At 36.0% G+C, this 24,847-nt stretch carries 25 protein-coding genes and 1 other RNA gene; 23 read left to right on the top strand and 3 right to left on the bottom strand.

Annotated features, from left to right (window positions below):
• The first annotated feature begins 21 nt into the window (after window positions 1-21).
• The 8 genes from EsVE80_RS06630 to EsVE80_RS06595 all read left to right on the top strand — a co-directional run bounded on the left by EsVE80_RS06630 (window position 22) and on the right by EsVE80_RS06595 (window position 5,900).
• Complete coding sequence (locus EsVE80_RS06630; protein WP_173103010.1) at window positions 22-564, top strand: DUF1273 domain-containing protein; 543 nt, start codon at window positions 22-24, stop codon at window positions 562-564.
• Window positions 565-640: 76 nt separating this feature from the next.
• The gene (gpsB, locus tag EsVE80_RS06625) at window positions 641-1,072 is read left to right on the top strand and encodes a cell division regulator GpsB (RefSeq protein ID WP_173103009.1); all 432 of its coding nucleotides are present in this window, start codon (window positions 641-643) and stop codon (window positions 1,070-1,072) included.
• A gap of 20 nt (window positions 1,073-1,092) precedes the next feature.
• An RNA gene (rnpB, locus tag EsVE80_RS06620) (RNase P RNA component class B) lies at window positions 1,093-1,457 on the top strand.
• 147 nt (window positions 1,458-1,604) lie between these two features.
• Window positions 1,605-2,768 (top strand): THUMP domain-containing class I SAM-dependent RNA methyltransferase, encoded by a 1,164-nt coding sequence (locus tag EsVE80_RS06615; protein ID WP_173103008.1) that lies wholly within the window; start codon window positions 1,605-1,607, stop codon window positions 2,766-2,768.
• On the top strand, window positions 2,765-4,264 hold the full coding sequence (locus EsVE80_RS06610) for a carboxypeptidase M32 (RefSeq protein WP_173103007.1): 1,500 nt from the start codon (window positions 2,765-2,767) through the stop codon (window positions 4,262-4,264). Before EsVE80_RS06615 ends, EsVE80_RS06610 begins: the two co-directional genes overlap by 4 nt.
• A 240-nt stretch (window positions 4,265-4,504) precedes the next feature.
• Entirely contained in the window at window positions 4,505-5,161 is a 657-nt protein-coding gene (locus tag EsVE80_RS06605; protein ID WP_173103006.1) for an HD domain-containing protein, read from the top strand.
• A 148-nt stretch (window positions 5,162-5,309) separates the two neighbouring features.
• Window positions 5,310-5,663, top strand: a complete 354-nt coding sequence (locus EsVE80_RS06600; protein ID WP_232061137.1) for a hypothetical protein — start codon at window positions 5,310-5,312, stop codon at window positions 5,661-5,663.
• 12 nt (window positions 5,664-5,675) lie between these two features.
• A complete protein-coding gene (locus tag EsVE80_RS06595) occupies window positions 5,676-5,900 on the top strand; it encodes a hypothetical protein (RefSeq protein WP_173103005.1) in 225 nt (74 codons plus the stop codon).
• Window positions 5,901-6,007: 107 nt separating this feature from the next.
• Here EsVE80_RS06595 and EsVE80_RS06590 read toward each other — a convergent pair whose 3' ends face one another.
• Window positions 6,008-6,316, bottom strand: coding sequence for a hypothetical protein (locus EsVE80_RS06590; protein ID WP_173103004.1), 309 nt, complete (start codon window positions 6,314-6,316; stop codon window positions 6,008-6,010).
• Window positions 6,317-6,402: 86 nt separating this feature from the next.
• On the opposite strand from EsVE80_RS06590, the gene EsVE80_RS06585 reads away from it, so the two are divergent.
• From EsVE80_RS06585 to EsVE80_RS06570, 4 genes are all read left to right on the top strand, one after another.
• The gene (locus EsVE80_RS06585; protein WP_173103003.1) at window positions 6,403-7,554 is read left to right on the top strand and encodes a VanZ family protein; all 1,152 of its coding nucleotides are present in this window, start codon (window positions 6,403-6,405) and stop codon (window positions 7,552-7,554) included.
• Window positions 7,555-7,611: 57 nt separating this feature from the next.
• Entirely contained in the window at window positions 7,612-8,961 is a 1,350-nt protein-coding gene (locus EsVE80_RS06580; RefSeq protein ID WP_173103002.1) for a DEAD/DEAH box helicase, read from the top strand.
• Between the two features lie 185 nt (window positions 8,962-9,146).
• Window positions 9,147-10,265, top strand: a complete 1,119-nt coding sequence (locus tag EsVE80_RS06575) for a C45 family autoproteolytic acyltransferase/hydolase (protein ID WP_232061135.1) — start codon at window positions 9,147-9,149, stop codon at window positions 10,263-10,265.
• Between the two features lie 14 nt (window positions 10,266-10,279).
• Window positions 10,280-11,155 carry an AraC family transcriptional regulator gene (locus EsVE80_RS06570; protein ID WP_173103001.1) on the top strand — a complete coding sequence of 292 codons (876 nt, stop codon included), beginning with the start codon at window positions 10,280-10,282 and terminating at the stop codon, window positions 11,153-11,155.
• A 125-nt stretch (window positions 11,156-11,280) separates the two neighbouring features.
• On the opposite strand, the gene EsVE80_RS06565 is transcribed toward EsVE80_RS06570, so the two are convergent.
• Window positions 11,281-11,712 (bottom strand): GNAT family N-acetyltransferase, encoded by a 432-nt coding sequence (locus EsVE80_RS06565; protein ID WP_173103000.1) that lies wholly within the window; start codon window positions 11,710-11,712, stop codon window positions 11,281-11,283.
• An 84-nt stretch (window positions 11,713-11,796) separates the two neighbouring features.
• On the opposite strand from EsVE80_RS06565, the gene EsVE80_RS06560 reads away from it, so the two are divergent.
• The 4 genes from EsVE80_RS06560 (at window position 11,797) to cls (ending at window position 18,668) form a co-directional block, all read left to right on the top strand.
• Window positions 11,797-12,852: a DUF7278 family profilin-like fold-containing protein gene (locus EsVE80_RS06560; protein ID WP_173102999.1), complete on the top strand. Its 1,056-nt coding sequence runs from the start codon at window positions 11,797-11,799 to the stop codon at window positions 12,850-12,852.
• A 274-nt stretch (window positions 12,853-13,126) separates the two neighbouring features.
• On the top strand, window positions 13,127-15,769 hold the full coding sequence (gene alaS, locus EsVE80_RS06555; RefSeq protein ID WP_173102998.1) for an alanine--tRNA ligase: 2,643 nt from the start codon (window positions 13,127-13,129) through the stop codon (window positions 15,767-15,769).
• Between the two features lie 253 nt (window positions 15,770-16,022).
• Window positions 16,023-17,168, top strand: coding sequence for a cation diffusion facilitator family transporter (locus tag EsVE80_RS06550; protein ID WP_173102997.1), 1,146 nt, complete (start codon window positions 16,023-16,025; stop codon window positions 17,166-17,168).
• A 33-nt stretch (window positions 17,169-17,201) separates the two neighbouring features.
• Window positions 17,202-18,668, top strand: coding sequence for a cardiolipin synthase (cls, locus tag EsVE80_RS06545; RefSeq protein ID WP_173102996.1), 1,467 nt, complete (start codon window positions 17,202-17,204; stop codon window positions 18,666-18,668).
• Between the two features lie 89 nt (window positions 18,669-18,757).
• Here the strand turns inward: cls and EsVE80_RS06540 are convergent, their stop codons facing one another.
• Window positions 18,758-19,159, bottom strand: coding sequence for a ribonuclease HI family protein (locus EsVE80_RS06540; RefSeq protein ID WP_173104142.1), 402 nt, complete (start codon window positions 19,157-19,159; stop codon window positions 18,758-18,760).
• Window positions 19,160-19,229: 70 nt separating this feature from the next.
• On the opposite strand from EsVE80_RS06540, the gene EsVE80_RS06535 reads away from it, so the two are divergent.
• The 7 genes from EsVE80_RS06535 to EsVE80_RS06505 all read left to right on the top strand — a co-directional run bounded on the left by EsVE80_RS06535 (window position 19,230) and on the right by EsVE80_RS06505 (window position 24,846).
• A complete protein-coding gene (locus EsVE80_RS06535; RefSeq protein WP_173102995.1) occupies window positions 19,230-19,652 on the top strand; it encodes an EbsA family protein in 423 nt (140 codons plus the stop codon).
• A 21-nt stretch (window positions 19,653-19,673) separates the two neighbouring features.
• Window positions 19,674-20,363, top strand: coding sequence for a CBS domain-containing protein (locus EsVE80_RS06530; protein WP_173102994.1), 690 nt, complete (start codon window positions 19,674-19,676; stop codon window positions 20,361-20,363).
• A 15-nt stretch (window positions 20,364-20,378) separates the two neighbouring features.
• A complete protein-coding gene (lspA, locus tag EsVE80_RS06525) occupies window positions 20,379-20,840 on the top strand; it encodes a signal peptidase II (protein ID WP_173102993.1) in 462 nt (153 codons plus the stop codon).
• Window positions 20,837-21,742 carry an RluA family pseudouridine synthase gene (locus EsVE80_RS06520; RefSeq protein WP_173102992.1) on the top strand — a complete coding sequence of 302 codons (906 nt, stop codon included), beginning with the start codon at window positions 20,837-20,839 and terminating at the stop codon, window positions 21,740-21,742. Before lspA ends, EsVE80_RS06520 begins: the two co-directional genes overlap by 4 nt.
• A gap of 239 nt (window positions 21,743-21,981) precedes the next feature.
• Window positions 21,982-22,518, top strand: a complete 537-nt coding sequence (gene pyrR, locus EsVE80_RS06515) for a bifunctional pyr operon transcriptional regulator/uracil phosphoribosyltransferase PyrR (protein WP_173102991.1) — start codon at window positions 21,982-21,984, stop codon at window positions 22,516-22,518.
• Between the two features lie 32 nt (window positions 22,519-22,550).
• Window positions 22,551-23,477: an aspartate carbamoyltransferase catalytic subunit gene (locus tag EsVE80_RS06510; protein WP_173102990.1), complete on the top strand. Its 927-nt coding sequence runs from the start codon at window positions 22,551-22,553 to the stop codon at window positions 23,475-23,477.
• Between the two features lie 88 nt (window positions 23,478-23,565).
• On the top strand, window positions 23,566-24,846 hold the full coding sequence (locus EsVE80_RS06505; protein WP_173102989.1) for a dihydroorotase: 1,281 nt from the start codon (window positions 23,566-23,568) through the stop codon (window positions 24,844-24,846).
• Window position 24,847: the final 1 nt, after the last annotated feature.

Below are 24,847 nucleotides of genomic sequence, written 5' to 3'. Positions count from 1 at the left end.
AAGGAAAGAAAAGGTATCGTTATGGAAACTATAAAAACATTATTATTAACAGGTTATCGTAGTTATGAATTAGGCGTCTTTCAAGATAAAGACCCTAAAATTTCAATTATTAAGAAAGCCATAAAAAACAATTTGGTGCCTTATCTTGATGCAGGATTAGAGTGGGTAATCGTTAGTGGAAATCTTGGTGTTGAAATGTGGGGAGCAGAGTTAATGAGTGAGTTGAAAGTAATATATCCAAATTTACATCTAGGAGTTATCTTTCCTTTTGAAGAGTTTGGAAAGCAGTGGAATGAAGGGAATCAAGAAAAGTTAGTCTTTTTAAGACAAGAAGCTGACTACGTAGAAGCAGTTAGTCACAAACCATATCACAGCCCACAACAATTACAAAATCATACAAAATTTTTATTGCAGCACACAGATGGAGTTCTAGCTGTTTTCGATCCGGAATTTCCAGGAAAACCGAAATATTTACTTGATGATGCCCAGAAAATTGCAGAAAATACCGAATATCTTATTCAACTAATTACTATGGATGATTTACAAAATACCTTCTACGAATGATTTTGGTTGCTTTCTATCTTATTTTTGATAGAATGTTTTAAGAGAGTTTCTAAAAATAAATGAGGTGTATGAATTAATGGCGAATTTAAACTATAGTCCAAAAGACATTTTGCAACAAGAATTCAAAACGAAAATGCGTGGTTATGATCCTGTTGAGGTCGATGAATTTTTAGATAACGTCATCAAAGACTATGAAGCATATAACAAAGAAATTTTAGCATTACAAGAAGAAAATGATCGCTTACAAGCTAAATTGAGCCAGCAAGCAGCAAACCCAGCACCTGCACCAAGTCGCGTGCAAACAGAAGCGCCGAAAAGTCAAACCGTGACAAATTTTGATATTTTAAAGCGTCTTTCTAACTTAGAAAAAGAAGTTTTTGGTAAAAAATTGGATCAAGATACTACAGCAGATAGAACAGAAGTAGCAACACGTGTCTCTCAATCGTTAAACGGTAATTATACAAATGATGAAAATAGTGATGATAACGAACGGACACGTCGTTTTTAAAAAATTTAATGAAATCTGTGATTTTCGGGTAATCGCGGCCTAGTAATAGGCTGAGGAAAGTCCATGCTCGCACAAGCTGAGATGCTTGTAGTGTTCGTGCCTGGCGAAATCATAAGCCAGGGTACTATTTTAGTAACGGCAGGAAAAATTCCTAAGGCGCAAGCTATGGATAAGTATCCTTGAAAGTGCCACAGTGACGAAGCGTCAAAGGAAACTTTGGCGGTGGAACGCGGTAAACCCCTCGAGCGAGCAACCCAAACAATGGTAGGGGCACTTCTTTGACGGAATTAAACGAATACAAGAAGGCATCTTCATGGTGCAGATAGATGGTTACCCCGTAATTTTTGACCCTGAAAAAATTACGGACAGAACATGGCTTATAGAAAATCACAGGATTCAGGGCTTATTTTGAGACTAAATTAAAAGCTGGACAGTGGGTTCAGCTTTTTTTCTTTGCAATCATTTGCATTCAAGAGATAGTCGTGTTTCAATACATTTAAGAACATTTATGCTTGCGGATAAAGGAGAATTTATGAAAGAACAAACATTTAATTTAGTAGCGACCTGTGCCAGTGGTTTAGAAGCGTTAGTAGGAAAAGAATTACGAGATTTAGGAATTGAATGTCAAGTCGAAAATGGCCGTGCGCGTTTTAAAGGTGATTTAACAACGATTGCAACTGCAAATTTGTGGCTGAGAACGGCAGACCGAATTAAAATCGTCGTAGGTGAATTTGATGCTTATACTTTTGATGAGTTATTTGAAAAAGTTAAAGCCCTGCCTTGGGAAGATTTATTACCACTGGATGCGGAATTTCCCGTTAGTGGAAAGTCGATTAAATCAAAACTTTACAGCGTGCCTGATTGTCAAGCAATTACAAAAAAAGCAATTGTTGATCGCTTGCGTTTATATTATCATCGGCCTGCACACGTACCGTTAGCTGAAACAGGTGCGCTTTTTCCTGTAGAAGTCGCACTTTTAAAAGACCATGTGATGGTGACCTTGGATACAACAGGACCAAGTTTATTTAAGCGGGGCTATCGTTTGGAAAAAGGTGGTGCACCGTTAAAAGAAAATTTGGCAGCAGCGTTGGTAATGCTAACCAATTGGCGCAAAGATCGTCCTTTTGTTGATCCTGTTTGTGGCTCTGGTACAATTTGTATTGAAGCGGCATTGATTGGTCACAATATTGCTCCTGGCTTTAATCGTGAATTCTTGTGTGAAACATGGGATTGGGTAGATGCAACTATTTTTGAAAAAGTTCGTACGGATGCTGATAATGCAGCGGATTATGATATAAAATTAGATATTAGCGGCTATGATATTAACGGCAAGATGATTGAAATAGCTAAAGCAAATGCTGAAGAAATCGGTTTGGGAGATTCAATTACGTTCAAACAACAAGCCGTAAAAGATTTTACCACGGATAAAGAATATGGGGTTATTGTAGCGAACCCACCTTATGGCGAACGACTAGGTGAGACAGAAACAGTACAAAGACTATACAAAGAAATGGGGACGGTATTACGTCCATTAAAAACTTGGAGTAAATATATTTTGACGAGTGATTTACAATTTGAATCATTTTATGGTGCTAAAGCAACAAAAAAACGCAAATTATATAACGGTGCTCTGCGCACAGACTTATTCCAATACTGGGGGACGCGACCACCAAGAGTCAAGGAGGAAGTAGAATGAAAGAAAAAGAATTCTTAGCGGAATTAGCAGAAATTACTTTATTAAATCAAACCTTAGCCTTGTTAGACTGGGATAGTCAAACTGGCATGCCAGAAGAAGCCGCAACCGAGCGTGGCGAAGCTAGTGGCTATCTAAGCGGACTAGCTTTTGAAAAGCAAACAGGGCCAAAATTAAAAGAAGCGCTAGACTATTTCAGCGCCCACAATGACGAGCTTTCAGAAGTTGGTAAAACTATTTTTACAGTAACAAAAAAAGACTATGACCAGTTACATGCCATTCCCAAAGAGTTGATGGTGGAACGCAGTCGTCTATATAGCGAAGCTCATACAGCTTGGGTAAAAGCTAGACAATCTAAAAATTTTGCAGATTTCAAACCAGCTTTGGAAGAAAATATTCGTATTACAAAAGAATTAATTCCCTATTATAAAAAAGATGAAGCAACGGATTACGATGTTTTGTTAAACTTATTTGAACCAGGAATGACTTCGGCTGTTTTAGATGAGGTCTTTAGTGAACTTAGAGATGGGCTAGTAAAGATACGCCAATTAATTGCGCAAAAAGGTATCACCCCAGATACCAGCTTTAAAAATAGAACCATGACCACAGCGCAACAAAAAGATTTTGTCAAAAACTTGGTAGCACAACTTGGCTTTGACTTTAATCGAGGGCGTCTTGATGATACCGTTCACCCTTTTGCAACGCGACTTGCCCATAATGATGTCCGAATTACGACACGCTGGAACGAACAAGATTTCACCATGGGGATTTTTGGTGTCATTCACGAAGCTGGACATGGTATTTATGAACAAAATATGGCAGGAAAATACAATATGACGCCGGTTTATGATGCGCCATCGATGGGGATTCACGAATCTCAGTCACTGTTTTACGAAATTATTTTAGGCAGTAAACGTAGTTTTTGGCAAAAACAATACCCGATTTTTCAAGCGGCTGCTGAGGGGACTTTTGATGATATTGATTTTGAAGCATTTTATCGTTCATTAAAGGCCACGGCAGCAAGTCTAATCCGAATAGAAGCGGATAGTTTAACTTATCCGCTCCACATCATTATTCGTTATGAATTAGAAAAGGCGCTCTTTAACGGTGATTTGACAGTAGCTGAGCTACCAAAAGCCTGGAATGACAAATATGAAGAATATCTAGGGATCAGACCAGATAACGACTTAGTAGGTGTTTTACAAGATGTTCATTGGTCTGGTGGAATGTTTGGCTATTTTCCTTCATACGCTTTGGGATATATGTATGCGGCGCAATTATTACACGCCATGGAAAAAGAATTGGCTATTGATAACTTGTTAATCAAAGGTGATTATGCGCCTATTAAAAATTGGTTAACAGAACATATTCATCAGTTTGGAAGAAGCAAGACACCTAACGAGTTAATCAAAGCAGCAACAGGTGAAACTTTGAATCCACAATATTTGCTTAATTATTTATCCGAACTTTATCAAAATGTTTATCAAATTAAAGCGTAAAAATTATAAATGATCTAATCTTTTATTAAACATACAACTAGGCAAATAAATAATGCCAGGCAGCCTGCCTGGCATTATTTGGGGAAGTGGCTAGAATTTGTTTGCATCAATTACCATTGTGGCATTGAAGGTAAAAGATTGAAATTATCCTGAAACAAGAGACCACTCTTTTGTCAGTGTAAACGCTTTTTATAAATTGTGAAAATTCGAATTTGCATATTGGTGTATGAAGGAGAAAATATGGACAAGATAACTCGAATTATAGCGTATGCTAAGACTAAACTCCAAGAGGATTTAACCGGGCATGGGTTTGATCATGCACAGCGGGTAGCGACACTAGCCCACCAGATTGCAAAAAAAGAAAAGGCTCAGGTAGATGAAATTACCCTTCTTGCCTCAGCTTATTTACACGATACAATTGACGATAAAGTTGTACCAGATGTGGCAGAAGCTTTGGCACAGTTGCAAATGTTTTTAGCAGAAATCGAAATAAGCGCAAAACAGCAAGCAGAAATTATTTTTATTATCACACACATGTCCTTTTCAAAAGAACTGGAAGAAAAAGTGACATTATCTACTGCCGGTAAAATCGTTCAAGATGCTGATCGTCTTGAAGCGCTTGGTGCAATGGGAATTTTACGAACAGCTTATTTTGGCGGCAGTCATCAACATCCTTTGTATGATCCGGCAATAAAACCAGTTGTTTTTACAGATAAAACCGAGTACCGAAAAGGCAGCACAGTGATTAATCATTTTTACGAAAAGTTGTTTTTATTACCGAAAAAAATGAATACTAAAACAGCTTATGAAGAAGCATTAAGGCGACAGAAATTTATGGAAACTTTTTTAACTGAGTTTTACCAAGAGTGGGAGCCGGAAAAAGCCAATTTCTTTTAAAAGAAACTGGCTTTACCTTTTTAATCCTCGGTAATGCGCGTTTAAAGACGAAAAATGAATTAAAAGCAACGATCTGTTTTCCACCACAACACTTTTTATTTTATTTTAGTCGGAATATCTCCTATAATCGAATTAAGGAGGGATGGAGATGTTCTATCAACAAGCTATGGAACCAGCAGAGCTTTTAAATACATTGGCTGTTAATAGTGAATGCTTTTTTGTAATTAAAGCGCAATTGCCCAATAAAGCTTACCATGTTGCAGTCTATAAGTATGATAAAGAATACTTCTTACTCTTAGACCCTCGTTTATTTCAACAGATTATTAAAACTAAAGCAGAGGTACATGGGGATGAAGATGAAGTGCTACCTTATATCGAAGAAGCTTTAGAAGATAATCTTTATCAGTTAGTGGCAGAGGATTATGTAAAACTAGATCTACACACACTAACTCATTTGGCTAAAAAAAATACCGTCAGTATTCGGTTTTACGAATTTTACTAGGAGAGGATAAAAATGAAAAAGACGGAGTATCTAACGTTTAAAGATGAAAACTTCATTAAATTGTTACAAAATTTAGGAGATGACTATTCTGCAGCAGAGTTAATTGACGAACAAAATGACGTAGATGTTGTGGTGTTATCTCAAGCAGATTTTGAGTATTTGGTTAGTCAATTAGATGAAGAAGAGCGTAGTCAATATCTTGAAGATAACGATGAATCTGAGTTTATTGAAGATTAGATTTATATGTACCCAAAAGACCCAAACAAGCGGGGCTAAATTATTGTATTTAGGTGTAATTAGCGCAGCAGTTTGGGTTTTTTATTGCCAGTAAAACAACGTTACTGTTATGACTTAATACGCTTATAAGCACGGAAAATATTAATTATAACTAAAATAACCCCAACTCCTAAGGGGATGTATAGTAACCAAAATGGATAGCTTAATACTAAGCTTTCACTAGCTTCTAGTAAATTATCTTGTTCTTTAAAGGCGTATTGCAATACTTGGTAACTAAACGCCACCATAAAACCTGCGATTATAAACAAAACAAATCCCAAATATGGAATTTTACTTTTTTTGCGTAAGAACAAGATAACACCATATAAAACCATTAATCCAATAGGAACTCCCAATGCAAAATATCCATTTAACATAGTTGCACCTCCTATAATGATCATACGCTAAAGTGATTTTTTTGGGAAATATTTTAAAATTTATCTAGAAAAAGAAAGGAATTTTTATGTCTGCCTATATTGTACCTCTCAAAACGGCTCTTTTGATCTTTCCCTTTTTAGCCTTGTTTATTTCATCATTTTTCTTTATTTATGAGTATCGCAAATTCGGACGATTTATTTTTAGTCGAGCTTTGATTATGTATTCTTTTGTCTTTTATTTGTTATGCGCTTATTTTTTGGTAATTTTACCACTACCACCGATTAATGAAGTTGCTCATTATACCAGTCCGCACTATGAACTGCGTTTAGGAGCTTCTTTATATAATTTTTTAAATCAAACTGTTTTAAAAGTTAATGACCCTAGCACGTATCTGGCTGCTATGAAACAAGGTGTCTTTTTAGAGCCCGTGTTTAATGTGTTTTTACTATTACCTTTTGGGATATACTTACGCTATTTCTTCGGTTTTTCTTTAAAGAAAACTATGTTGGCTAGTTTTTTACTATCTTTATTCTTTGAAGTTACCCAACTGACAGGACTTTATTTTATTTACCCGCGAAATTACCGGTTGGCTGATGTAAATGATCTTTTACATAATACATTAGGGGGAACCCTTGGGTATTTGGTTGAACCATTGTTTACTTTATTATTGCCTTCAAGAGAAGAGTTAGCGGAGACAGCCTATGAAAAAGGCCGAGATGTTACTCTTTTTCGTCGCTTTGTTGCATTTTTTTTAGATTGGTTTTTCATTTATTTCTTTACTTTTGTAATTACAGTCAGTTTGCGGTTAATTACACACGATTATACTATTGATTTTAGTGATACTCCTTCTTGGTATTTTGGTACTATTTTTGTTTATTTCATTCTTATGAATTATGGCTTAAATGGCCAGACACTAGGGAAAAAAGTTGTCAGAATACGTGTTGTTGAAAATAATCATCAACATATTACACTTAAGGCCTTAATAAAACGTTATGGTTTGTTGTATTTAATCTATGGTGGTATCGGCCAAATTGGGACGATGTTTGCCCCGTTAGTGAAAAGTAACAACCACTTTTTAGTCGGAATAGCTTCTATAATTACGATTGGAGCAGCTATTATTCAAGGTTTGTTTGTTATTAACGTGATTTGGTCTGTAATTCGTAAGAAAAGACAATTGTTTTATGAAAAAAGAAGTGGAACTTATGTGATTAGCACAATTTTACCAAAAGAAATCTGACGTCGTGAACCATTTGTGCTATAATCCCTAAGAACATTATGAAAAGAAGGTGGAAATATGCAATTTACGGATTTTCAATTTAAGCCCTTTATATATGAAGCTCTTAAAGATAAAAAGTTTGAAAAACCAACAGAAGTTCAAGAACGGCTAATTCCTGTCATCCAACAAAAACGAAGTGTTGTCGGTCAATCGCAAACCGGTACAGGCAAAACACATACTTTTCTATTGCCTTTGTTTGATGCCATTGATGCAACAAATGAAACGGCTCAAGTTGTCATTACAGCACCCAGCCGAGAGCTAGCAAACCAAATTTATACTGCTGCCAAACAAATCGCAGGTTTTTCTAATCCTGTTATTCGGGTAAGCAACTTTGTCGGTGGAACCGACAAACAACGGCAAATTGATAAATTGAAACATCAACAACCTCATGTCGTGATTGGAACCCCAGGGCGTTTATTAGATATGATTAATGAACAGGCTTTGTTTATTCATAAGGCTTTTGCATTTGTAGTTGATGAAGCAGATATGACATTAGACATGGGTTTTTTGCAAGAAGTCGATCAAATCGCGAGTCGTTTGCCAGAAAAGGTTCAAATTTTAGTTTTTTCAGCCACGATTCCAGAAAAATTACGCCCTTTTTTAAAAAAATACTTAGAAAATCCGGTTATTGAGGAAATCCAACCCAAAGCAGTTATAGCTGATTCTATTGATAATTGGTTAATTGCCACTAAGGGAAAAGACAAGAATCGCTTAATTTTTCAATTGTTGACGATTGGACATCCTTATATGGCTTTGGTTTTTGCTAATACGAAGCAACGGGTTGATGAAATTAGTGAGTATTTAAAAGAACAAGGATTAAAAGTTGCCAAAGTTCATGGGGATATCACACCTCGTGAACGCAAGCGTATTATGCGTAGCATTCAAAATATGGACTTCCAATATGTGGTCGCAACGGATTTGGCAGCAAGAGGAATTGATATTGAGGGTGTATCGCACGTCATTAATGCAGAAATTCCAAACGATTTAGAATTTTTTATTCATCGTGTTGGCCGGACGGGGCGTAATAATCTAGCAGGGACAGCGATTACTCTATATGGTCCGCAAGATGAAGAAAAAGTAGCAGCAATTGAAAATATTGGTGTAAGTTTTAAACCAAAACAAATTAAAAATGGTGAGATTGTAGATGGCTATGATCGTAATCGACGGAAAAAACGTGAACAAATAAAAAAAGATGAGTTAGATCCGACATTGATTGGTTTAGTGAAAAAGAAAAAGAAAAAAATTAAACCAGGTTATAAGAAAAAAATTCAATGGGCAGTTGATAAAGATAAAAAGCAAAAGCGTAAAGTCGAAAAGCGGCAACAGTTACGTACAGCACGAAAACACAAGAAAAAATCAAGTCAATAAATCTAAAAGAAGTCATGGTGCGCTGCACGATGGCTTTTTTGCTAGTTTTATAGTCTATAGTTTGAAAAAAATTTTACAATAAGGTTTTTTGTTAAAAATAGCAGAAATTATCATGCTGGTGTTTTCCTTTCTTGTTACACTAAAAGAAAGGTTTCTTATAATGCGAAAAAGGAGTGACGGTTTTTATGAAAGAAGTCGTGACAACTTATGCGATGAGTTTAACTGGTACAAATTATGAAATTGGGTATCAATTGGGACAAGAAGTATTGAAACAACCTGCATTATTAGCTTTGCATAAACAAAAAAAGACAAATTTTTCTCCAAAAGAACTTATTTCTGCAATCCGGTTGTTTGATCAGTGGTGTCCTGGTTTAACAGCAGAACTAACGGGTTTTGCTGATGCATTAAATGTCACTGCACACGAGATATTTTTTTATAGTATGACGTACTTGATTCCTCGTTGTAGTCAGATCGTCATTTTACCTAATCGTAGTGCAGACAATATCCCTTTATTAGCGCGTAATTATGAATTTAGCGCAAAATCAGAAGATTTTTGTATAATGAAAACAGCGGTGAAGGGACGTTATGCTCATATTGGAACTAGCGTTTTACATTTTGGCCGAGACGAAGGGTTAAATGAACAAGGATTGGCCGTAAGTATGAGTTCATCTGGATTTCCAGTAGGCGCACTAAATTATATGCGAAAACCAAAATTCAAAGGGTTACAGTTTTGGGCAGTTATTCGCACTTTATTAGAAAACTGCCGGAATGTTGACGAGGCATTAACTTTTTTAGCTGAAATGCCTATCGCATATAATATTAATCTAATGCTCGTAGATAAGTCAGGTAAAGCCGCTTTATATGAAACTTTGGATGGTAGAACACAGTCACAAGTAATCGATGCAGAATCTTTTAATCAAGTGCTTTTTGCGACAAATCATCCACTCTTTGCAAGCTTACGACAAATCGAACCAGAAATAACAGTGCATTCTGCCAAACGTTATGAATATATCGCAAAAAAATTAAAAAATGAAAACAAAGTGAGTTGTGCTATGCTAAAAGAAATGTTAGTGGCAAATTATCCTGCTGGTTTATGCTGTCACTTTTTTCAGGAGTATTTTGGAACGACAAAAAGTATGATTTTATCACCGACAAAAAGAGAAGTTGAAATTTTGTGGGGAGGCGAAGTGAGCAACGGTTGGCAGAAGTATTCGTTTGAAAAGTCTTTTACTACAGACCAACGCCAAATCTTTTACCATAATGAAAAAGCCCCTAAAGGAACTTTTGAATGGGTAAATAATTAAAGGAGCCAACGAATATGAATTATCGAAAAGCTTTGGAGAAAGCTATTACTTATATCGAGAATCACTTGTCTGAAAATATGACAGTTGACCAAGTAGCACAAATAGCTGGTTATTCCTATTATCATTTAAATCGACAATTTACAGCAGTTATAGGCGAGAGTGTTGGTAGTTATATTAAAAAGCGACGCTTGGCTAGAGCTGCTAAACAACTACTTAATACGCAAGAAAAGGTTATCACCATTGGGTTAGAGGCTGGTTTTGAATCTGCTGAAGCATTTAGTCGCGCATTCAAACAACTATATCAGGTTAGCCCACAGTTGTATCGTAAAAATCGTTTGGATATTTTTATCGGAGCTAAAGCCCGTTTAGATGAGGGATTGTTGGATCATCTTGCCGCAAATGTTACTGTTCACCCACAAATTGTTACGTTGTCAGAAATAAAAGTTGCCGGTATCCGTGGTCAAACGACTCTAAAGGATAATAAGTTAAAAGAGCTTTGGGATCACGCAAGTCCTCGCTTTAGCCAAATCCCCCACCAAGTAAATAATGCCAGAGGTTTTGGTATTTGCGAAGCCTGCCAAGAAAACACACTTTATACCATGAATGCAGATGTCCTTTTTACAGAAGTGGCAGGAATTGAGGTGCATTCTTTTAACGGATTAGCAACAACGTTTACCCGAAAAATTTTACCAGCAGGACGCTATGCTGTTTTTACACACCGTGGGTCGTTAAAAATGTTACCCAAAACATTTGATTACATTTGGGGCACTTGGTTTTTAACAACTAATCACAAGCTAGATTATCGGGAAGATTTTGAAATATATGATACGCGCTTTTTAGGCTATGATCATCCTGAAAGTGAAATAGACATATACATTCCAATCCACTAAAAATCTTTGTTTATGCCAGGAAACTTGTAAAAGATTCTGTCTTTTTGCAAAAGGGAAGAACATTGGTCCTTTTGAAGCTTCACTTTTTATAATGGGAGGAAAGAACGATTTTTATTGTACAAAAGCTATAATTTCTTAGCCATTTTCTGACAGAGAAGACCATCTTCGATAAAAACCTCGCTGATAATTTGATAACCTAATTTTTGATAGAAGGCGACCGCTTCAATTTCTGCTGTCAGCTGAGAAAAAGAATGGCCATCTTTTTTTGCTTGTGCTTCATAGACCGTTAATAATTTTCGTCCGTAACCGCGTTTGCGATAAGCTTTTAAAACACAAAAGCGATCGGGTTGGATGGTTTTCTCATCTAATGCTTGATAGCGAATAGTGGCTATAGGATTGTCAGCGATAAAAAGGACAAAATACTTTCTTTTCGTATCATCTAAACTATCAAATTCTAACTCTGGTTTAATTTTTTGTTCTAAAACAAAAACACAATAGCGGAGATAAAGTGCTGTTGTCTGTAAAACACTTTGACACCCGAAGGAAATTTTGTCCATAATCTTCTCCAATCATGATATACTGAATTTTAGCAAGTCAATAAAAGAATAACATGAAAAGTCATAGTTTAAAGGGGAATTTCGATGAATTTGTTTGAAATGTTACGCTGGAATAATTGGAAAAATTTAACAGACGAAGCAAAAATTCAAGCCTTCCAACAAGTCTTGATGTATTTTGTTAGTCCATTAAAAGAAATCACCAATCTTGAATTATTGACTTATCAATTAGATGGTGTAAAATGTCGGACTTTTGAATTGGAAATTGACGGCGAAATTTTTGTTTTTGTCCCAGGTCAGAGTGAAGCTATTTTAGGCTGGGATTTAGGCATACAGGGTTTACCAACGAATGCCTGGGCTATTTCAGACAAAACAGCTTTAAATGAAAATGACGAACAAATTATGAAAGAATATCATTTGAATGATTTAGATAGTTGGGATTTATATGTTAATTTACATACTTCACCATTAAGAAAAACCGATATTCCACCAATGCTTGTACAAAAACATGCATTACCAGTAGGAACACGTTATTTAGGGATGTTAGATACCGTTACAGGTGAATTTACAGGAGATATGGAAAAATTTAGTCTTTTCGAGTCAGAAGTAAAAGAACATTTTATGGCACCTAAAACATTTGCAGAAAGTCTAAGTTATTCCTTGCCTTACCATGTTTTATCACCAAATTCTTTTTATTTAGAGCTAGCTGATGGTACAGATAGCTACTACGTATTTGAACATTTTGAATGCACGCAGAAAAGTTTAATCCACACATTGCAAAATGAAGGCTTCGATTTATTAAATGAAGATCAATGGGAATTTATGGTCGGCGCGGGGACACGCAAGCTTTTTCGTTGGGGAAATAATGCTGATGTGGACGAAAGTTATTGGGGAAGACAAGTGAAAACTTTAAAACAAGGCGCTAATATGTTTGGTGTAGTTATCAACGGGGGAGCTAATCGTTACGAATTAATCACCAATACCGTGTTGAAAATGGATCACAGTCAAAAAAGTGCAATTCCTCTTTTAGGACTATTGCCAGAGGCGACATATTATCGTGCTAATCGTCGAATAAAGGAAGAAGAACAATTAATGCCACAAGACTTTTTATATCGTAAAGCAATTTTAATTGAATTAGAATAAATCGTTGACAAGTATAAGTTTGTCCCCTATACTTTGTAAGGAAAAAGGATATGACCTAACAGTTTCTTTGTTACAGAAAGCTTTTAATTGCTGAGAAAAAAGCACAAACCTGTTTGTAGTTGCTCCCTTTTTATAACTCAGTAGCAATACTGACGCAACTCTGCGTTATAGAGTTTAAGAGGTAATGAATGACATCATTGCAAACAAGGTGGTACCGCGGTTTTCGTCCTTGTCTTGCAGTGGTGTCTTATTTTTTTGGAAAGTAGGAGAAGTGATGAAAGAATTAACTAGCGGCCAGGTCCGCCAAATGTTTCTAGACTTTTTCAAGTCAAAAGGACACAGTGTTGAACCGAGTGCATCTTTAGTACCAGTAAATGACCCTACTCTTTTATGGATTAACTCTGGGGTAGCCACTTTAAAAAAATATTTTGATGGCTCTGTTGTTCCTGAAAATCCGCGTATTACAAATGCGCAAAAATCAATTCGAACTAACGATATTGAAAATGTAGGTAAAACTGCTCGTCATCATACAATGTTTGAAATGTTAGGGAATTTTTCAATTGGGGATTATTTTAAAAAGGAAGCAATTCATTGGGCTTGGGAATTTTTGACTAATGAAAAATGGATGGCTTTTGACCCTGAAAAGTTATATGTAACAGTTTATCCTAAAGATACAGAAGCAAAAAGGATTTGGCATGAAGAAGTTGGTCTACCACTTGATCATATTGTTGAAATTGAAGATAATTTTTGGGATATTGGTGCTGGTCCAAGTGGCCCGGATACTGAAATTTTTTACGATCGAGGCGAAGAGTTTAACGATTTAGCAGCTGATGACCCTGAAAACTACCCTGGTGGAGAGAACGAGCGTTATCTTGAAATTTGGAATTTAGTATTTTCTGAGTTTAACCATAAACCTGATGATACGTACGAACCATTACCGCATAAAAATATTGATACAGGAATGGGATTAGAACGTATGGTTTCCATCGTTCAAAATGCCCCAACTAACTTTGAAACAGATTTATTTATGCCGATTATTAAAGAAGTGGAAACTTTAAGTGGTAAATTCCAATATAGCGATGCGCCGCAGACAGATATCTCATTTAAAGTAATTGCTGATCATATTCGTGCTTTGGCTTTTGCTATCGGTGACGGGGCATTACCTTCTAATGAAGGCCGTGGCTATGTCTTGCGCCGCTTGTTACGTCGGGCAGTTATGCATGGTAAGAAATTAGGCATAGACGAAGCTTTCTTGTATAAATTAGTGCCAGTTGTTGGCAAAATTATGGCTAGCTATTACCCGGAAATTTTGGAACAACAAGAATTTATTGAAAAAGTAATCCGGACTGAAGAAGAACGCTTCCATGAAACAATTAACGAAGGTTTGGAAATTCTGACACAAGTTATTGAAAAAGTGAAGGTAGGGAAAAAAGATACCTTAAGTGGACAGGATATTTTCAAATTGTATGATACGTATGGTTTCCCGGTAGAATTAACCGAAGAAGTTGCAGAAGACGAAGGATTGAAGGTTGATCACGCAGGTTTTGAAGCAGAGATGCAAGCCCAAAGAGAACGTGCGCGTGCTGCAAGAAATACGGATACGTCCATGGGAGTTCAATCTGCGTTGTTAACTGAAATTAAAGTAGATAGTAAATTTGTTGGTTACGATAATTATGAAGCAGAAAGTGAATTGCTGGTTTTAATTCAAGATGAGGCAATTGTTAGTAGCGCAAATACCGGAGAAGCACAATTAATTTTTGCTCAAACTCCATTTTACGCCGAAATGGGTGGGCAAGTTGCGGATACAGGTATTGTTTGTGATACTGAGGGAAATATTGTAGCAGAAGTACACGATGTAAAAAAAGCACCAAATGGACAATTTTTACACACTGTAACACTGCAAGCCCCCGTGACAGAAGGAACTTCCTATTTCTTACAAATTAACGTTGCTCGTCGGAATCGTATTATTAAAAATCATACTGCAACCCATTTGTTACACAAAGCATTAAAAGAAGTATTGGGCAATCATGCAAATCAGGCAGGTTCATTAGTGGCACCAGGTCACTTGCGGTTTGATTTTACCCACTTTGGTCAAGTAACGACAGAAGAATTAAGCCAAATGGAAGCAATTGTTAATCAAAAAATATGGGAAGCTTTACCAGTTGTTACGATTGAAACGGATATTGATACTGCAAAAGGTATGGGAGCAATGGCGTTATTTGGTGAGAAATACGGTCATGATGTTCGTGTTGTGAATGTTGCAGACTGGTCAATCGAGCTTTGTGGAGGGACGCACGTAGCTAATACAGAAGATATTGGGATTTTTAAGATTGTTTCTGAATCTGGTATCGGAGCAGGTGTACGCCGAATTGAGGCTGTAACAAGTAAAGAAGCCTACGAATTACTTGATGGTGAAGAAACACAACTAAAAGAAATTGCCACAATCGTGAAATCACCACAATTAAAAGAAGTTGTTGCAAAAACAGTGCAACTACAACAACAATTAAAAGATTTACAAAAAGAAAATGAACAATTGGCAAGCAAATTAGCCAATCAACAAGCTGGGGATATTTTCAAAAATAGCGAAACAATAAATGGCATTTCTTTTATTGCAGCAGAAGTAAAAGTTAAAGATATGAATCAATTGCGACAACTAGCCGACCAATGGAAACAAAAAGCTACCTCAGATGTTTTAGTATTAGCGAATGCTGTGGGTGAAAAAGTGAATTTATTGGTTGCAATGAGTCCACAAGCAATTGCACGGGGACTAAAAGCAGGCGATTTAATTAAAGTCATTGCGCCACTTGTTGAAGGTGGCGGTGGCGGTCGTCCTGACATGGCGCAAGCCGGTGGTAAAAATCCAGCAGGAATTAACGCTGCACTGGCAAAAGTAGCAGATTTTTTACAACAAGTTTAATCTAAATTAGCAAACTTCTTACGACGCTAATTTTTTATAGTAAAAAATGACCCGAACTATAAATGTATTTTTTCTTCTTGTTTAGCAGGTTAGAAGAAAAAGTCTCTTATTAGAGAAGTATACATGATACGTTCGGGTTATTATTTGTGTTGTTTTTAAGGTGAAAATAATTGATCACGAATAGTCTTAAGTTTGTTTGAAAGTGATAAAAAGGGTAAAATAAAGAGAAGTTTAGTTGAAGGGGTTTGCAGCAATGCTAAATTATTTTATGAAAAAAGTCGAAACAAAAGATTCAGAGAAAACCCGAACGGCCTTTGGTTTTTTAGCGGGAAGTTTGGGACTTATTTCAAATAGTCTTTTATTTGTTATGAAATTTCTTATAGGACTTTTTGCTCAAAGTGTCTCAATTATGGCAGATGCCATTAACAGTTTAAGTGATACTGCATCTTCTGTTTTAACTTTAGTCGGCTTTCATATTGCTGCTAAACCAGCTGACAAAGAACATCCTTATGGCCATGAGCGATTTGAATATATTAGTGGTTTTATGATATCCATTATTATTACTTTTGTTGGTTGTCAATTCTTAATTTCATCTGTTGAGAAAATAATAGATCCTAGTAAAATTAAACTTTCACCTTTAGTTTTTATTATTTTGTTATTATCGATTGGTATTAAAATTTGGCAGAGTTTAATGTATCAAAAGCTTTCAGCTACAATTGACTCAGAAACATTAAAGGCCTCTTCACAGGACAGTCTAAATGATGTTATGACAACTGCAGCAGTTCTTATCTCAGCTTTTGTTGAACTTTTCACTGGATTGCATGTTGATGGTTGGATGGGACTTGTTATAGCGTTATATATACTCTACAGCGGTTTAAAAATGGTAAAAGAGTTCATTGATGAGTTATTGGGAAGTCGCCCAAGTACAGAAGAAATTTTGAAAATGGAAGAACGTCTTAATGAATACCCTGATATTTTGGGATATCACGATTTACTGGTTCACAGTTATGGTCCGAAAAAGCAATTTGCTACAGTTCATATTGAAGTGGATGATACATGGAGCTTAAATTATGCGCATAATATCATTAATAATATCGAAAAAGACTTTCGTGAAAAACTGAAAGTTGAACTGGTTTGTCATCTGGACCCGGTAGCTGTGAAAAGTCCTGAGTATCAGCAGAAGTGGGAATTAGTAAAGGCAGCAATAACGGCACTGCAATTGGATTTACGTGTTCATGATTTTCGTATTGAAAAAGAGCAATTATCATTTGATGTAGTGGTACCTCCTAAGTGTCCTCAAAGCGATTCTGAAATTCGAGAGGAACTGAAAAAATACTTAACCAAACAACTGGGGCCAATAACATTAGAAATAACTTTTGATCATAATTACTTATTATAATTGATCTGAAACTAAGCGAAAGGAGTTCAGCCAATGACTATTCAACAGGACTTAAGTATTTTACAATCTGTTTTTTTACTTGTAATTTTCATTAATACAATTGGAGCTTTGGTTACAGTATTTCGTAAACCGCGTTCTATTACAAGTATTTTAGCATGGTCTTTGACATTGATTTTTATTCCCATTATTGGATTTATTGTTTATTTATTTTGTGGTCGAGGAATAGATGGAGAGACTGTCTACAAATATGATGTAGAAACCAATCGTAAAGTTAAAGAAATCAACAACCTCATTCATCAAAATAATAAGCGATACGATGTAGAAGCGGTAGAAAAAGAATTAAAATTATTAGAAAGATATTTAAAGGCTGTTGATGAATCCCCGCTGACTAGGGGGAACAGCGTGAAAATTTATACAGATGGCAATGAAAAGTTTGAAGCTTTGTTTGAAGACATTAGGGCAGCTGAAGATAATATTCATGTTGAATACTATGCTTTTTTTTCCGATAAAATCGGGCAGCAATTTTTACAATTATTAATTGAAAAGGCAAATGCAGGGGTGGAAGTTCGCCTTATTTATGATCCTTGGGGTGCAAAAGGTTCCAATGACAAATTTTTTCAGCCTTTAGTTGCTGCTGGTGGAAAAGTCGCAGCTTTTATCACTTCAAGAGACTTAATTCGCAAAACGCGGTTAAACTATCATTTGCATCGTAAAATTGTTGTCATTGACGGCAAGATTGGCTGGACTGGCGGTTTTAATGTAGGAGATCAGTATTTAAGTCGCAGTGAAAAATTTGGCTATTGGCGTGACACACACGGACGGATTGTTGGGACAGCTAGTTTTAGTTTACAAGAAATCTTTATTCGAGATTGGAATGCATCGGTTAAACAAAAAAATGATCAGCTGGATTATGAAAAACGTTATTTTGTTGTTACAGAAGATACGGGTGGAGAAGCTGAAATTCAAGTTGTAGCAGATGGACCAGAAAATAAACTCGACATTTTAAAAAGCGCCTTTGTAAAAATGATATTGTCAGCTGATGAAAAAATCTGGATTCAAACACCTTATCTGATTCCAGATGACGTCATGTTTAATGCGTTAGTTACAGCGGCTCGTTCAGGCGTAGATGTGCGCATTATGATTCCCAACATGCCCGATCATCCGTTTATTTACCGCGCTACACAATATTATGCTAATTTATTACACAAGATGGGAATCAAAATTTTCCATTATGAAAATGGCTTTTTACATGCTAAAACAATTATTATGGATGATAATTTATGCTCTTTTGGTTCAACGAATCAAGATATCCGCAGCTATGAATTGAATTTTGAAGTTAATGCTTTTGTATACGACGAAATATTGACTAAGCAGCTGCAAGAAATTTTTTTAGCCGATCAAGAAAAATGCTATTTACTAACTGATGAAATAATTGCAAATCAATCTTATTGGTTACGCTTTAAGCAAAATTTCTCTCGCTTATTGTCCCCAATTTTATAAAAAGGGCCACCCACTATAAAAATTCAATTGGAAATTCACTTTGAATTTTTATAGTGGGTGGTTTTATCTTTTGTATTAAAATTTTAAATTTATTGTCTTAATGCTTTTTGGAGACCTTGTTTAGCTAATTGATCGGCGCCTTTGTTCTTGCTTTCGGGAATCCATTGTAAAATTAGCAAAGAAAAGTTTGCCAACAAAGCTTGAATTTTTTGAAAAATTTCTTGGAAATTTTCGTTATTAGTGTAGTTTTTATCTACGGTTTGGACTAAAATCTTACTATCAGAGTAAACAAAAATTGTTTCATTGGTATAATGGTGTTGAATCAAATAAGTTAATAATTCATAAAAAGCGTAAAACTCAGCTTGATGGTTACTCATTATCGCTAATGGAAGAGAAATTTGTTTGTGTAGATTATCTGAAACTATCAGTAATCCAGCCCCGCTTGGACCTGGATTTTCTTTTGTAGCGGCATCGATATAGGCTTTCATCAACAAATTACATCATCCTTTAAATAAAATAAGTCACGCTTTAACTTTAGCAGAAGAGGAGCAATTTACAAGCATGAAAAATAGAAAATATCGTTGGCAGCCAGAAATTGCGGTTAGTATCATTTATTGGTCACTGACATTGATTGTACTTTTTTATAGTTTGACATTGTCGTTAGAAAATACTAGACCTTATTGGAAAAGTAATTTAGTCATGGTCTTCTTTTTTGTCTGTGTTATAATTGGCTGTCTACGTCGATTTGTATTGACAGAGGACCATATTACAGTTTTTTATGCTCGCTTTTGGAAAAAGCAAGAATTTTATTACCGTAACATCAGTCAAATCGCTATTTTAAAAAATGGGATTGAGTTTTTGTACTTAGGAGAAGAATATCATTTTCTTATGCGCAAAAAAACCAAATCAGCTTTAATTACGGAACTCAAAGCCCATATACCAACTGAAAACTTTGTGACAAAAGACAGTGATCTCTTTCAATAAATTCAAAAAGGAGTATTCATTATGACCACAAATGCAGATTTATTTCTAGCTAGTTTTAATCGAATTAATAAATGGTTAAAAGATCAGTTGAACAACCCTAAAAATATGGGATTTAGTGAAATGGTACGGCGGCTAAGTAAAAAGCCAGAATTTTTAACCAATGATTATGTTGACGATCTATTACAAATGGCGCAGTTACGCAATGCTATTGTCCATGATCAAATTAGTACAGATTTTGTGATTGCCGAGCCTAATGAATGGGTAGTGAAACGAATTACAGAAATCGAAAGAGCGTTGTTGCAACCGGAACTGGTTTTACCTCGCTTTCGTAAAAATGTAACAGGGTTTGAAATCACTTTGCCGATTCATGAAATTTTAAAAACAATTGCCCAAAAACGTTATTCACAATTTCCTTTATATGAAAAAGGACAATTTAAAGGGCTCATCACGTTAAGAGCACTGGGCTATTGGTTTGCTAAAGAAAGTCTAAAAGGCGAAATCGTTTTAGGAAATCGTTTAGCTAATGAATTGCTGATCGAAGATGGCAAGATAACCAATTATCAGTTTGTTGACAGTGAAACTACTGTCGCAGAAGTGGAAAATATGTTTCATCAAAATGGATTGTTAGAAGCAATCTTAATTACTCGAGATGGAAATCCTAATGGTAACCTGTTAGGGATTATACGTCCCCGAGATTTATTTAATATTTAGAAATGAGTTGAATGTATGATACTTTTTATTCTTATTGCCGTACTTTTGATCACAATAGATCAAATTGTTAAAGCTTGGATTGTTGCTAATATTTCTTTAGGGACATCTATGTCAGTTATCAAAAATGTTTTTTCACTAACCTACTATCAAAATACCGGGGCAGCTTGGAGTATGTTAGAAGGACAAATAATTTTTTTTGCGATTGTCACAATTATTGCTGTCGGCGTGTGCGGATACTTATTATATAAAAATCGCAACGGTGCCAAAATTTATTCTCTGGGTTTAAGTCTAGTACTTGCTGGAGCATTAGGAAATTTCATCGATCGTATGCGCTTGGGTTATGTAGTGGATATGTTTCAAACTGACTTTGTCTCATTTCCTATTTTTAATGTGGCAGACTCATGTTTAGTAATAGGGGTTATTTTAATTTTTGTATATATTTTATTTGAAGAACGCTTTAAAGGAGTAAACGCATGAACGAACTTTTGATCGTGATAAAAGAAAACGGACCACGTATTGATAAAGCGTTAACGACATATTTACCAGATTACACGCGCTCGCAAATTCAGCAGTGGTTAAAAGAAGGTGTCGTCTTTTTACACGGACAGCCTTTAAAAGCTAATTATAAAGTTAAGGCCCAAGATGAAATTGTTATTTGTATTCCTGAGCCAGAAACATTAGATTTAAAACCGGAAAATCTTGACTTAGAAATTGTCTATGAAGATGAAGATGTAGCTGTCGTAAATAAACCTCAAGGAATGGTGGTTCATCCTTCTGCTGGACACAGCCATGGGACATTAGTTAATGGTCTTTTATACCAACTGAATAATTTATCGACAATCAATGATGTTTTACGTCCTGGTATTGTTCACCGTATTGATAAGGATACTTCAGGACTGTTGATGGTAGCTAAAAATGATGCCGCGCATGAATCTTTAGCTAGTCAATTAAAAAATAAAACGAGTTTGCGAAAATATGTAGCGTTGGTGCACGGCAACATTACGCACGAAAAAGGGACGATTGAAGCTCCAATCGGACGCTCTAAAGTTAATCGTAAGATGCAGGCTATTCGAGAAGATGGGAAGCTGGCTGTTACACATTTTACAGTTTTGGAACGTTTCGGCGATTTTACCTTAGTAGAATTACAATTAGAGACAGGACGTACTCACCAAATACGAGTACACATGCAATACATTGGTTTCCCGCTTGCAGGAGATCCAACTTATGGACCCAAGAAAACTTTAACAGGTAACGGGCAATTTTTACATGCGAAGTTACTTGGCTTCACGCATCCGCGTACCAAAGATAAAATGGTATTTGAAGCACCTTTACCGGAAATTTTTGAAAAAACATTAAAAAATTTACGAAAAAAAGATTGATTTTTGATTTAAAGAAGTGTAGTCTTGTTATAGAAAATTAAATAGTAATCCTTTAAGAATAGTCCCGTGAGGCTAAGAAGGAGACATGCAAGATTTTTAGTAAGGTGCGCCTTAGTAAAACTTGCTGGATAAGTTGTAGTATAAAAAGGTCAGTATACCTAGATACTAATTCGATTATCACTCCTGCCTAACTTCGGGCAGGAGTTTTTTTGTCTTTTAAACAAACGAGGAGGAAAAATATGGTAGCAAAAGAAGTAGTAGACGCAGTAACTATGAAACGGGCTTTGACTCGGATTACCTACGAAATTATCGAACGCAATCATGGAATTGAAGATTTAGTTTTGGTAGGAATTAAAACACGAGGTATCTACATTGCTCAACGTATCGCTGAACGTTTACAACAATTAGAAGGTGTTCAAGTCCCAGTGGGAGAATTAGATATTACGCTATATCGAGACGATGCAAAAAAAGAAGAAGATCCAACTGTACATGCTTCTGATATTCCGGTTAACTTAGAGGGGAAAGAAGTTATTGTTGTGGATGATGTCTTGTTTACTGGTCGAACGATTCGTGCCGCTTTGGATGCAGTAATGGATTTTGGCCGTCCACGTAAAATCTCTCTAGCGGTACTAGTTGACCGTGGTCATAGAGAATTGCCGATTCGCGCCGATTACGTTGGAAAAAATATTCCGACTTCCTTAGCTGAAGAAATTATTGTCGAGATGGAAGAAGTAGATGGAAAAGACCGGATTGTTATTAATAAAACAGACCAATAAAAAATTTTAGAGAGCAAGTAGGAGGAAAAAAGATGATCATCCAACAAGAAAGAATCAGTTTAAAACACTTATTAACAGTTGAAGCTTTAACTGACCAAGAAGTCATGGGACTAATCAGACGAGGACAAGAATTTAAAAATGGTGCAAAATGGACACCTGAAAAAGATCAATATTTTGCGACTAACTTGTTCTTTGAAAATAGTACGCGTACTCATAAAAGTTTTGATGTAGCAGAAAAAAAATTAGGCATTGAAGTCATTGAATTTGATGCTTCGACAAGTTCTGTTCAAAAAGGAGAAACCTTATATGATACTGTTTTGACGATGTCTGCATTGGGTGTCGATGTAGCAGTTATTCGTCATGGGGATGAAAACTATTACGATGACTTAATTCAAAGTAAAACGATTCAATGCGGTATTATTAACGGTGGCGACGGAAGTGGACAACATCCAACCCAATGTTTATTAGATTTGATGACCATCTATGAAGAGTTCGGTCGCTTCGAAGGCTTAAAAGTTGCAATAGTCGGTGATATTACCCACTCGCGGGTAGCTAAATCAAATATGCAAATGTTGAAACGTTTGGGAGCACAAGTATTCTTTTCTGGTCCTGAACAGTGGTATGATGAAGAATTTGAAGTCTATGGTCATTATCTTCCTTTGGATGAACTAGTTAGTGAAGTAGATGTGATGATGATGTTACGTGTGCAACACGAACGTCATGATGGCAATGAAAGTTTTTCAAAAGAAGGCTATCACGAGCAATATGGGTTGACCGTAGGGCGCGCGAAAAAGATGAAAGAGAATGCAATTATTATGCATCCAGCACCAGTTAATCGCGATGTCGAGTTGGCAGATTCATTAGTTGAAGGATATCAAGCACGAATTATTCAACAAATGACTAACGGTGTTTTTGTTCGAATGGCAATTTTAGAAGCCGTCTTAGCAGGTAGAGCTTAAAAGTAAACATAAAGGAGATGCGCTAGCAATTAGCCATCTCCTTTCCATTAAACATAGCAATTTTCTTAATAAGTTTAGGAGGAAGAATATGAAAACACTCATTAAAAACGGTAAAATTAATACTTATGAAAATCACTTAACCCCAGCAGAAATTTGGATTGAAAACGGCGTAATTAAAGCAATTGGGACAAATTTTGAACCAACCCTTTTTGATGAAGTGTTTGATGCAGACGGACAATTAATAACACCGGGACTTGTAGATGTTCACGTTCACTTAAGAGAACCAGGGTTTGAATATAAGGAGACGATTAAAACTGGTAGTCTAGCAGCTGCTCGTGGAGGTTTCACCACTGTTTGTGCAATGCCCAATTTAAATCCAGTCCCAGATACAGTCGAAAAATTTCAAAAAGTTCAAGCGATAATTAAAGAAGATGCTGTAGTTAAAGTCTTACAATATGCGCCAATTACTGAAGAATTGCGTAGTGAAGTTTTAACAGATCAAAAAGCGTTGAAAAAAGCAGGTGCTTTTGCCTTTACTAATGATGGAGTAGGGGTTCAAACTGCTGGAACGATGTATTTAGCAATGAAAGAAGCTGCCGCAAACAACATGGCGCTAGTCGCCCATACAGAAGATGAATCCTTGCTTTTTGGTGGCGTCATGCACGCGGGAAACAAAGCTGACGAATTGAATTTGCCAGGGATTTTGAGTGCAACCGAGAGCTCCCAAATTGCTCGGGACTTGATTTTGGCTGAAGAAACTGGTTGTCATTATCATGTTTGTCATGTTTCAACTAAAGAAAGCGTCCGAATTATTCGAGACGCTAAAAAAGCGGGTATTCACGTTACAGCAGAGGTTTCCCCTCACCATCTAATCTTGTCTGAAGATGAAATTCCAAATGATTTTGGATATTGGAAAATGAATCCACCATTACGTGGTTCAGATGACCGACAAGCTCTAATTGAAGGCCTATTGGATGGCACAATCGACTGTATCGCAACCGATCACGCGCCGCATGGCTTTGAAGAGAAAAATCAGAGTTTTCTAAAAGCACCATTTGGCATTGTTGGTTCTGAATATGCTTTTCAGTTAATTTACACGCATTTTGTTAAAACTAAAATTTTCACTTTAGAACAAGTTATTGCTTGGATGGCGACGAAACCTGCAACAATTTTTGGCTTAAAAGCAGGGCGCCTACAGATTGGTCAACCTGCGGATTTAGCAGTTTTTGCCATTGAAGAGGAATACGAAATCGACTCTGAAAAATTTTTATCAAAAGCAGTTAACACACCATTTGACCATAGTAAAGTTTATGGAGATACTCTTTTAACTTTTGTTAATGGTCAAAAAGTTTGGCAAAAAGGGGAATAAA

Source organism: Enterococcus saigonensis, from assembly GCF_011397115.1.
In the GTDB taxonomy this organism is placed as follows: domain Bacteria; phylum Bacillota; class Bacilli; order Lactobacillales; family Enterococcaceae; genus Enterococcus_C; species Enterococcus_C saigonensis.
Note: the sequence above shows the minus strand (reverse complement) of the source record. Positions and strands in the feature narration are given on the sequence as shown.

What these genes read in the sequence shown, in the direction of transcription:
- EsVE80_RS06630 (WP_173103010.1), top strand. Translation starts at nt 22, where the DNA reads ATGGAAACTATAAAAACATTATTATTAACAGGTTATCGTAGTTATGAA.
- gpsB (WP_173103009.1), top strand. Translation starts at nt 641, where the DNA reads ATGGCGAATTTAAACTATAGTCCAAAAGACATTTTGCAACAAGAATTC.
- EsVE80_RS06615 (WP_173103008.1), top strand. Translation starts at nt 1,605, where the DNA reads ATGAAAGAACAAACATTTAATTTAGTAGCGACCTGTGCCAGTGGTTTA.
- EsVE80_RS06610 (WP_173103007.1), top strand. Translation starts at nt 2,765, where the DNA reads ATGAAAGAAAAAGAATTCTTAGCGGAATTAGCAGAAATTACTTTATTA.
- EsVE80_RS06605 (WP_173103006.1), top strand. Translation starts at nt 4,505, where the DNA reads ATGGACAAGATAACTCGAATTATAGCGTATGCTAAGACTAAACTCCAA.
- EsVE80_RS06600 (WP_232061137.1), top strand. Translation starts at nt 5,310, where the DNA reads ATGTTCTATCAACAAGCTATGGAACCAGCAGAGCTTTTAAATACATTG.
- EsVE80_RS06595 (WP_173103005.1), top strand. Translation starts at nt 5,676, where the DNA reads ATGAAAAAGACGGAGTATCTAACGTTTAAAGATGAAAACTTCATTAAA.
- EsVE80_RS06590 (WP_173103004.1), bottom strand. Translation starts at nt 6,316, where the DNA reads ATGTTAAATGGATATTTTGCATTGGGAGTTCCTATTGGATTAATGGTT.
- EsVE80_RS06585 (WP_173103003.1), top strand. Translation starts at nt 6,403, where the DNA reads ATGTCTGCCTATATTGTACCTCTCAAAACGGCTCTTTTGATCTTTCCC.
- EsVE80_RS06580 (WP_173103002.1), top strand. Translation starts at nt 7,612, where the DNA reads ATGCAATTTACGGATTTTCAATTTAAGCCCTTTATATATGAAGCTCTT.
- EsVE80_RS06575 (WP_232061135.1), top strand. Translation starts at nt 9,147, where the DNA reads ATGAAAGAAGTCGTGACAACTTATGCGATGAGTTTAACTGGTACAAAT.
- EsVE80_RS06570 (WP_173103001.1), top strand. Translation starts at nt 10,280, where the DNA reads ATGAATTATCGAAAAGCTTTGGAGAAAGCTATTACTTATATCGAGAAT.
- EsVE80_RS06565 (WP_173103000.1), bottom strand. Translation starts at nt 11,712, where the DNA reads ATGGACAAAATTTCCTTCGGGTGTCAAAGTGTTTTACAGACAACAGCA.
- EsVE80_RS06560 (WP_173102999.1), top strand. Translation starts at nt 11,797, where the DNA reads ATGAATTTGTTTGAAATGTTACGCTGGAATAATTGGAAAAATTTAACA.
- alaS (WP_173102998.1), top strand. Translation starts at nt 13,127, where the DNA reads ATGAAAGAATTAACTAGCGGCCAGGTCCGCCAAATGTTTCTAGACTTT.
- EsVE80_RS06550 (WP_173102997.1), top strand. Translation starts at nt 16,023, where the DNA reads ATGCTAAATTATTTTATGAAAAAAGTCGAAACAAAAGATTCAGAGAAA.
- cls (WP_173102996.1), top strand. Translation starts at nt 17,202, where the DNA reads ATGACTATTCAACAGGACTTAAGTATTTTACAATCTGTTTTTTTACTT.
- EsVE80_RS06535 (WP_173102995.1), top strand. Translation starts at nt 19,230, where the DNA reads ATGAAAAATAGAAAATATCGTTGGCAGCCAGAAATTGCGGTTAGTATC.
- EsVE80_RS06530 (WP_173102994.1), top strand. Translation starts at nt 19,674, where the DNA reads ATGACCACAAATGCAGATTTATTTCTAGCTAGTTTTAATCGAATTAAT.
- lspA (WP_173102993.1), top strand. Translation starts at nt 20,379, where the DNA reads ATGATACTTTTTATTCTTATTGCCGTACTTTTGATCACAATAGATCAA.
- EsVE80_RS06520 (WP_173102992.1), top strand. Translation starts at nt 20,837, where the DNA reads ATGAACGAACTTTTGATCGTGATAAAAGAAAACGGACCACGTATTGAT.
- pyrR (WP_173102991.1), top strand. Translation starts at nt 21,982, where the DNA reads ATGGTAGCAAAAGAAGTAGTAGACGCAGTAACTATGAAACGGGCTTTG.
- EsVE80_RS06510 (WP_173102990.1), top strand. Translation starts at nt 22,551, where the DNA reads ATGATCATCCAACAAGAAAGAATCAGTTTAAAACACTTATTAACAGTT.
- EsVE80_RS06505 (WP_173102989.1), top strand. Translation starts at nt 23,566, where the DNA reads ATGAAAACACTCATTAAAAACGGTAAAATTAATACTTATGAAAATCAC.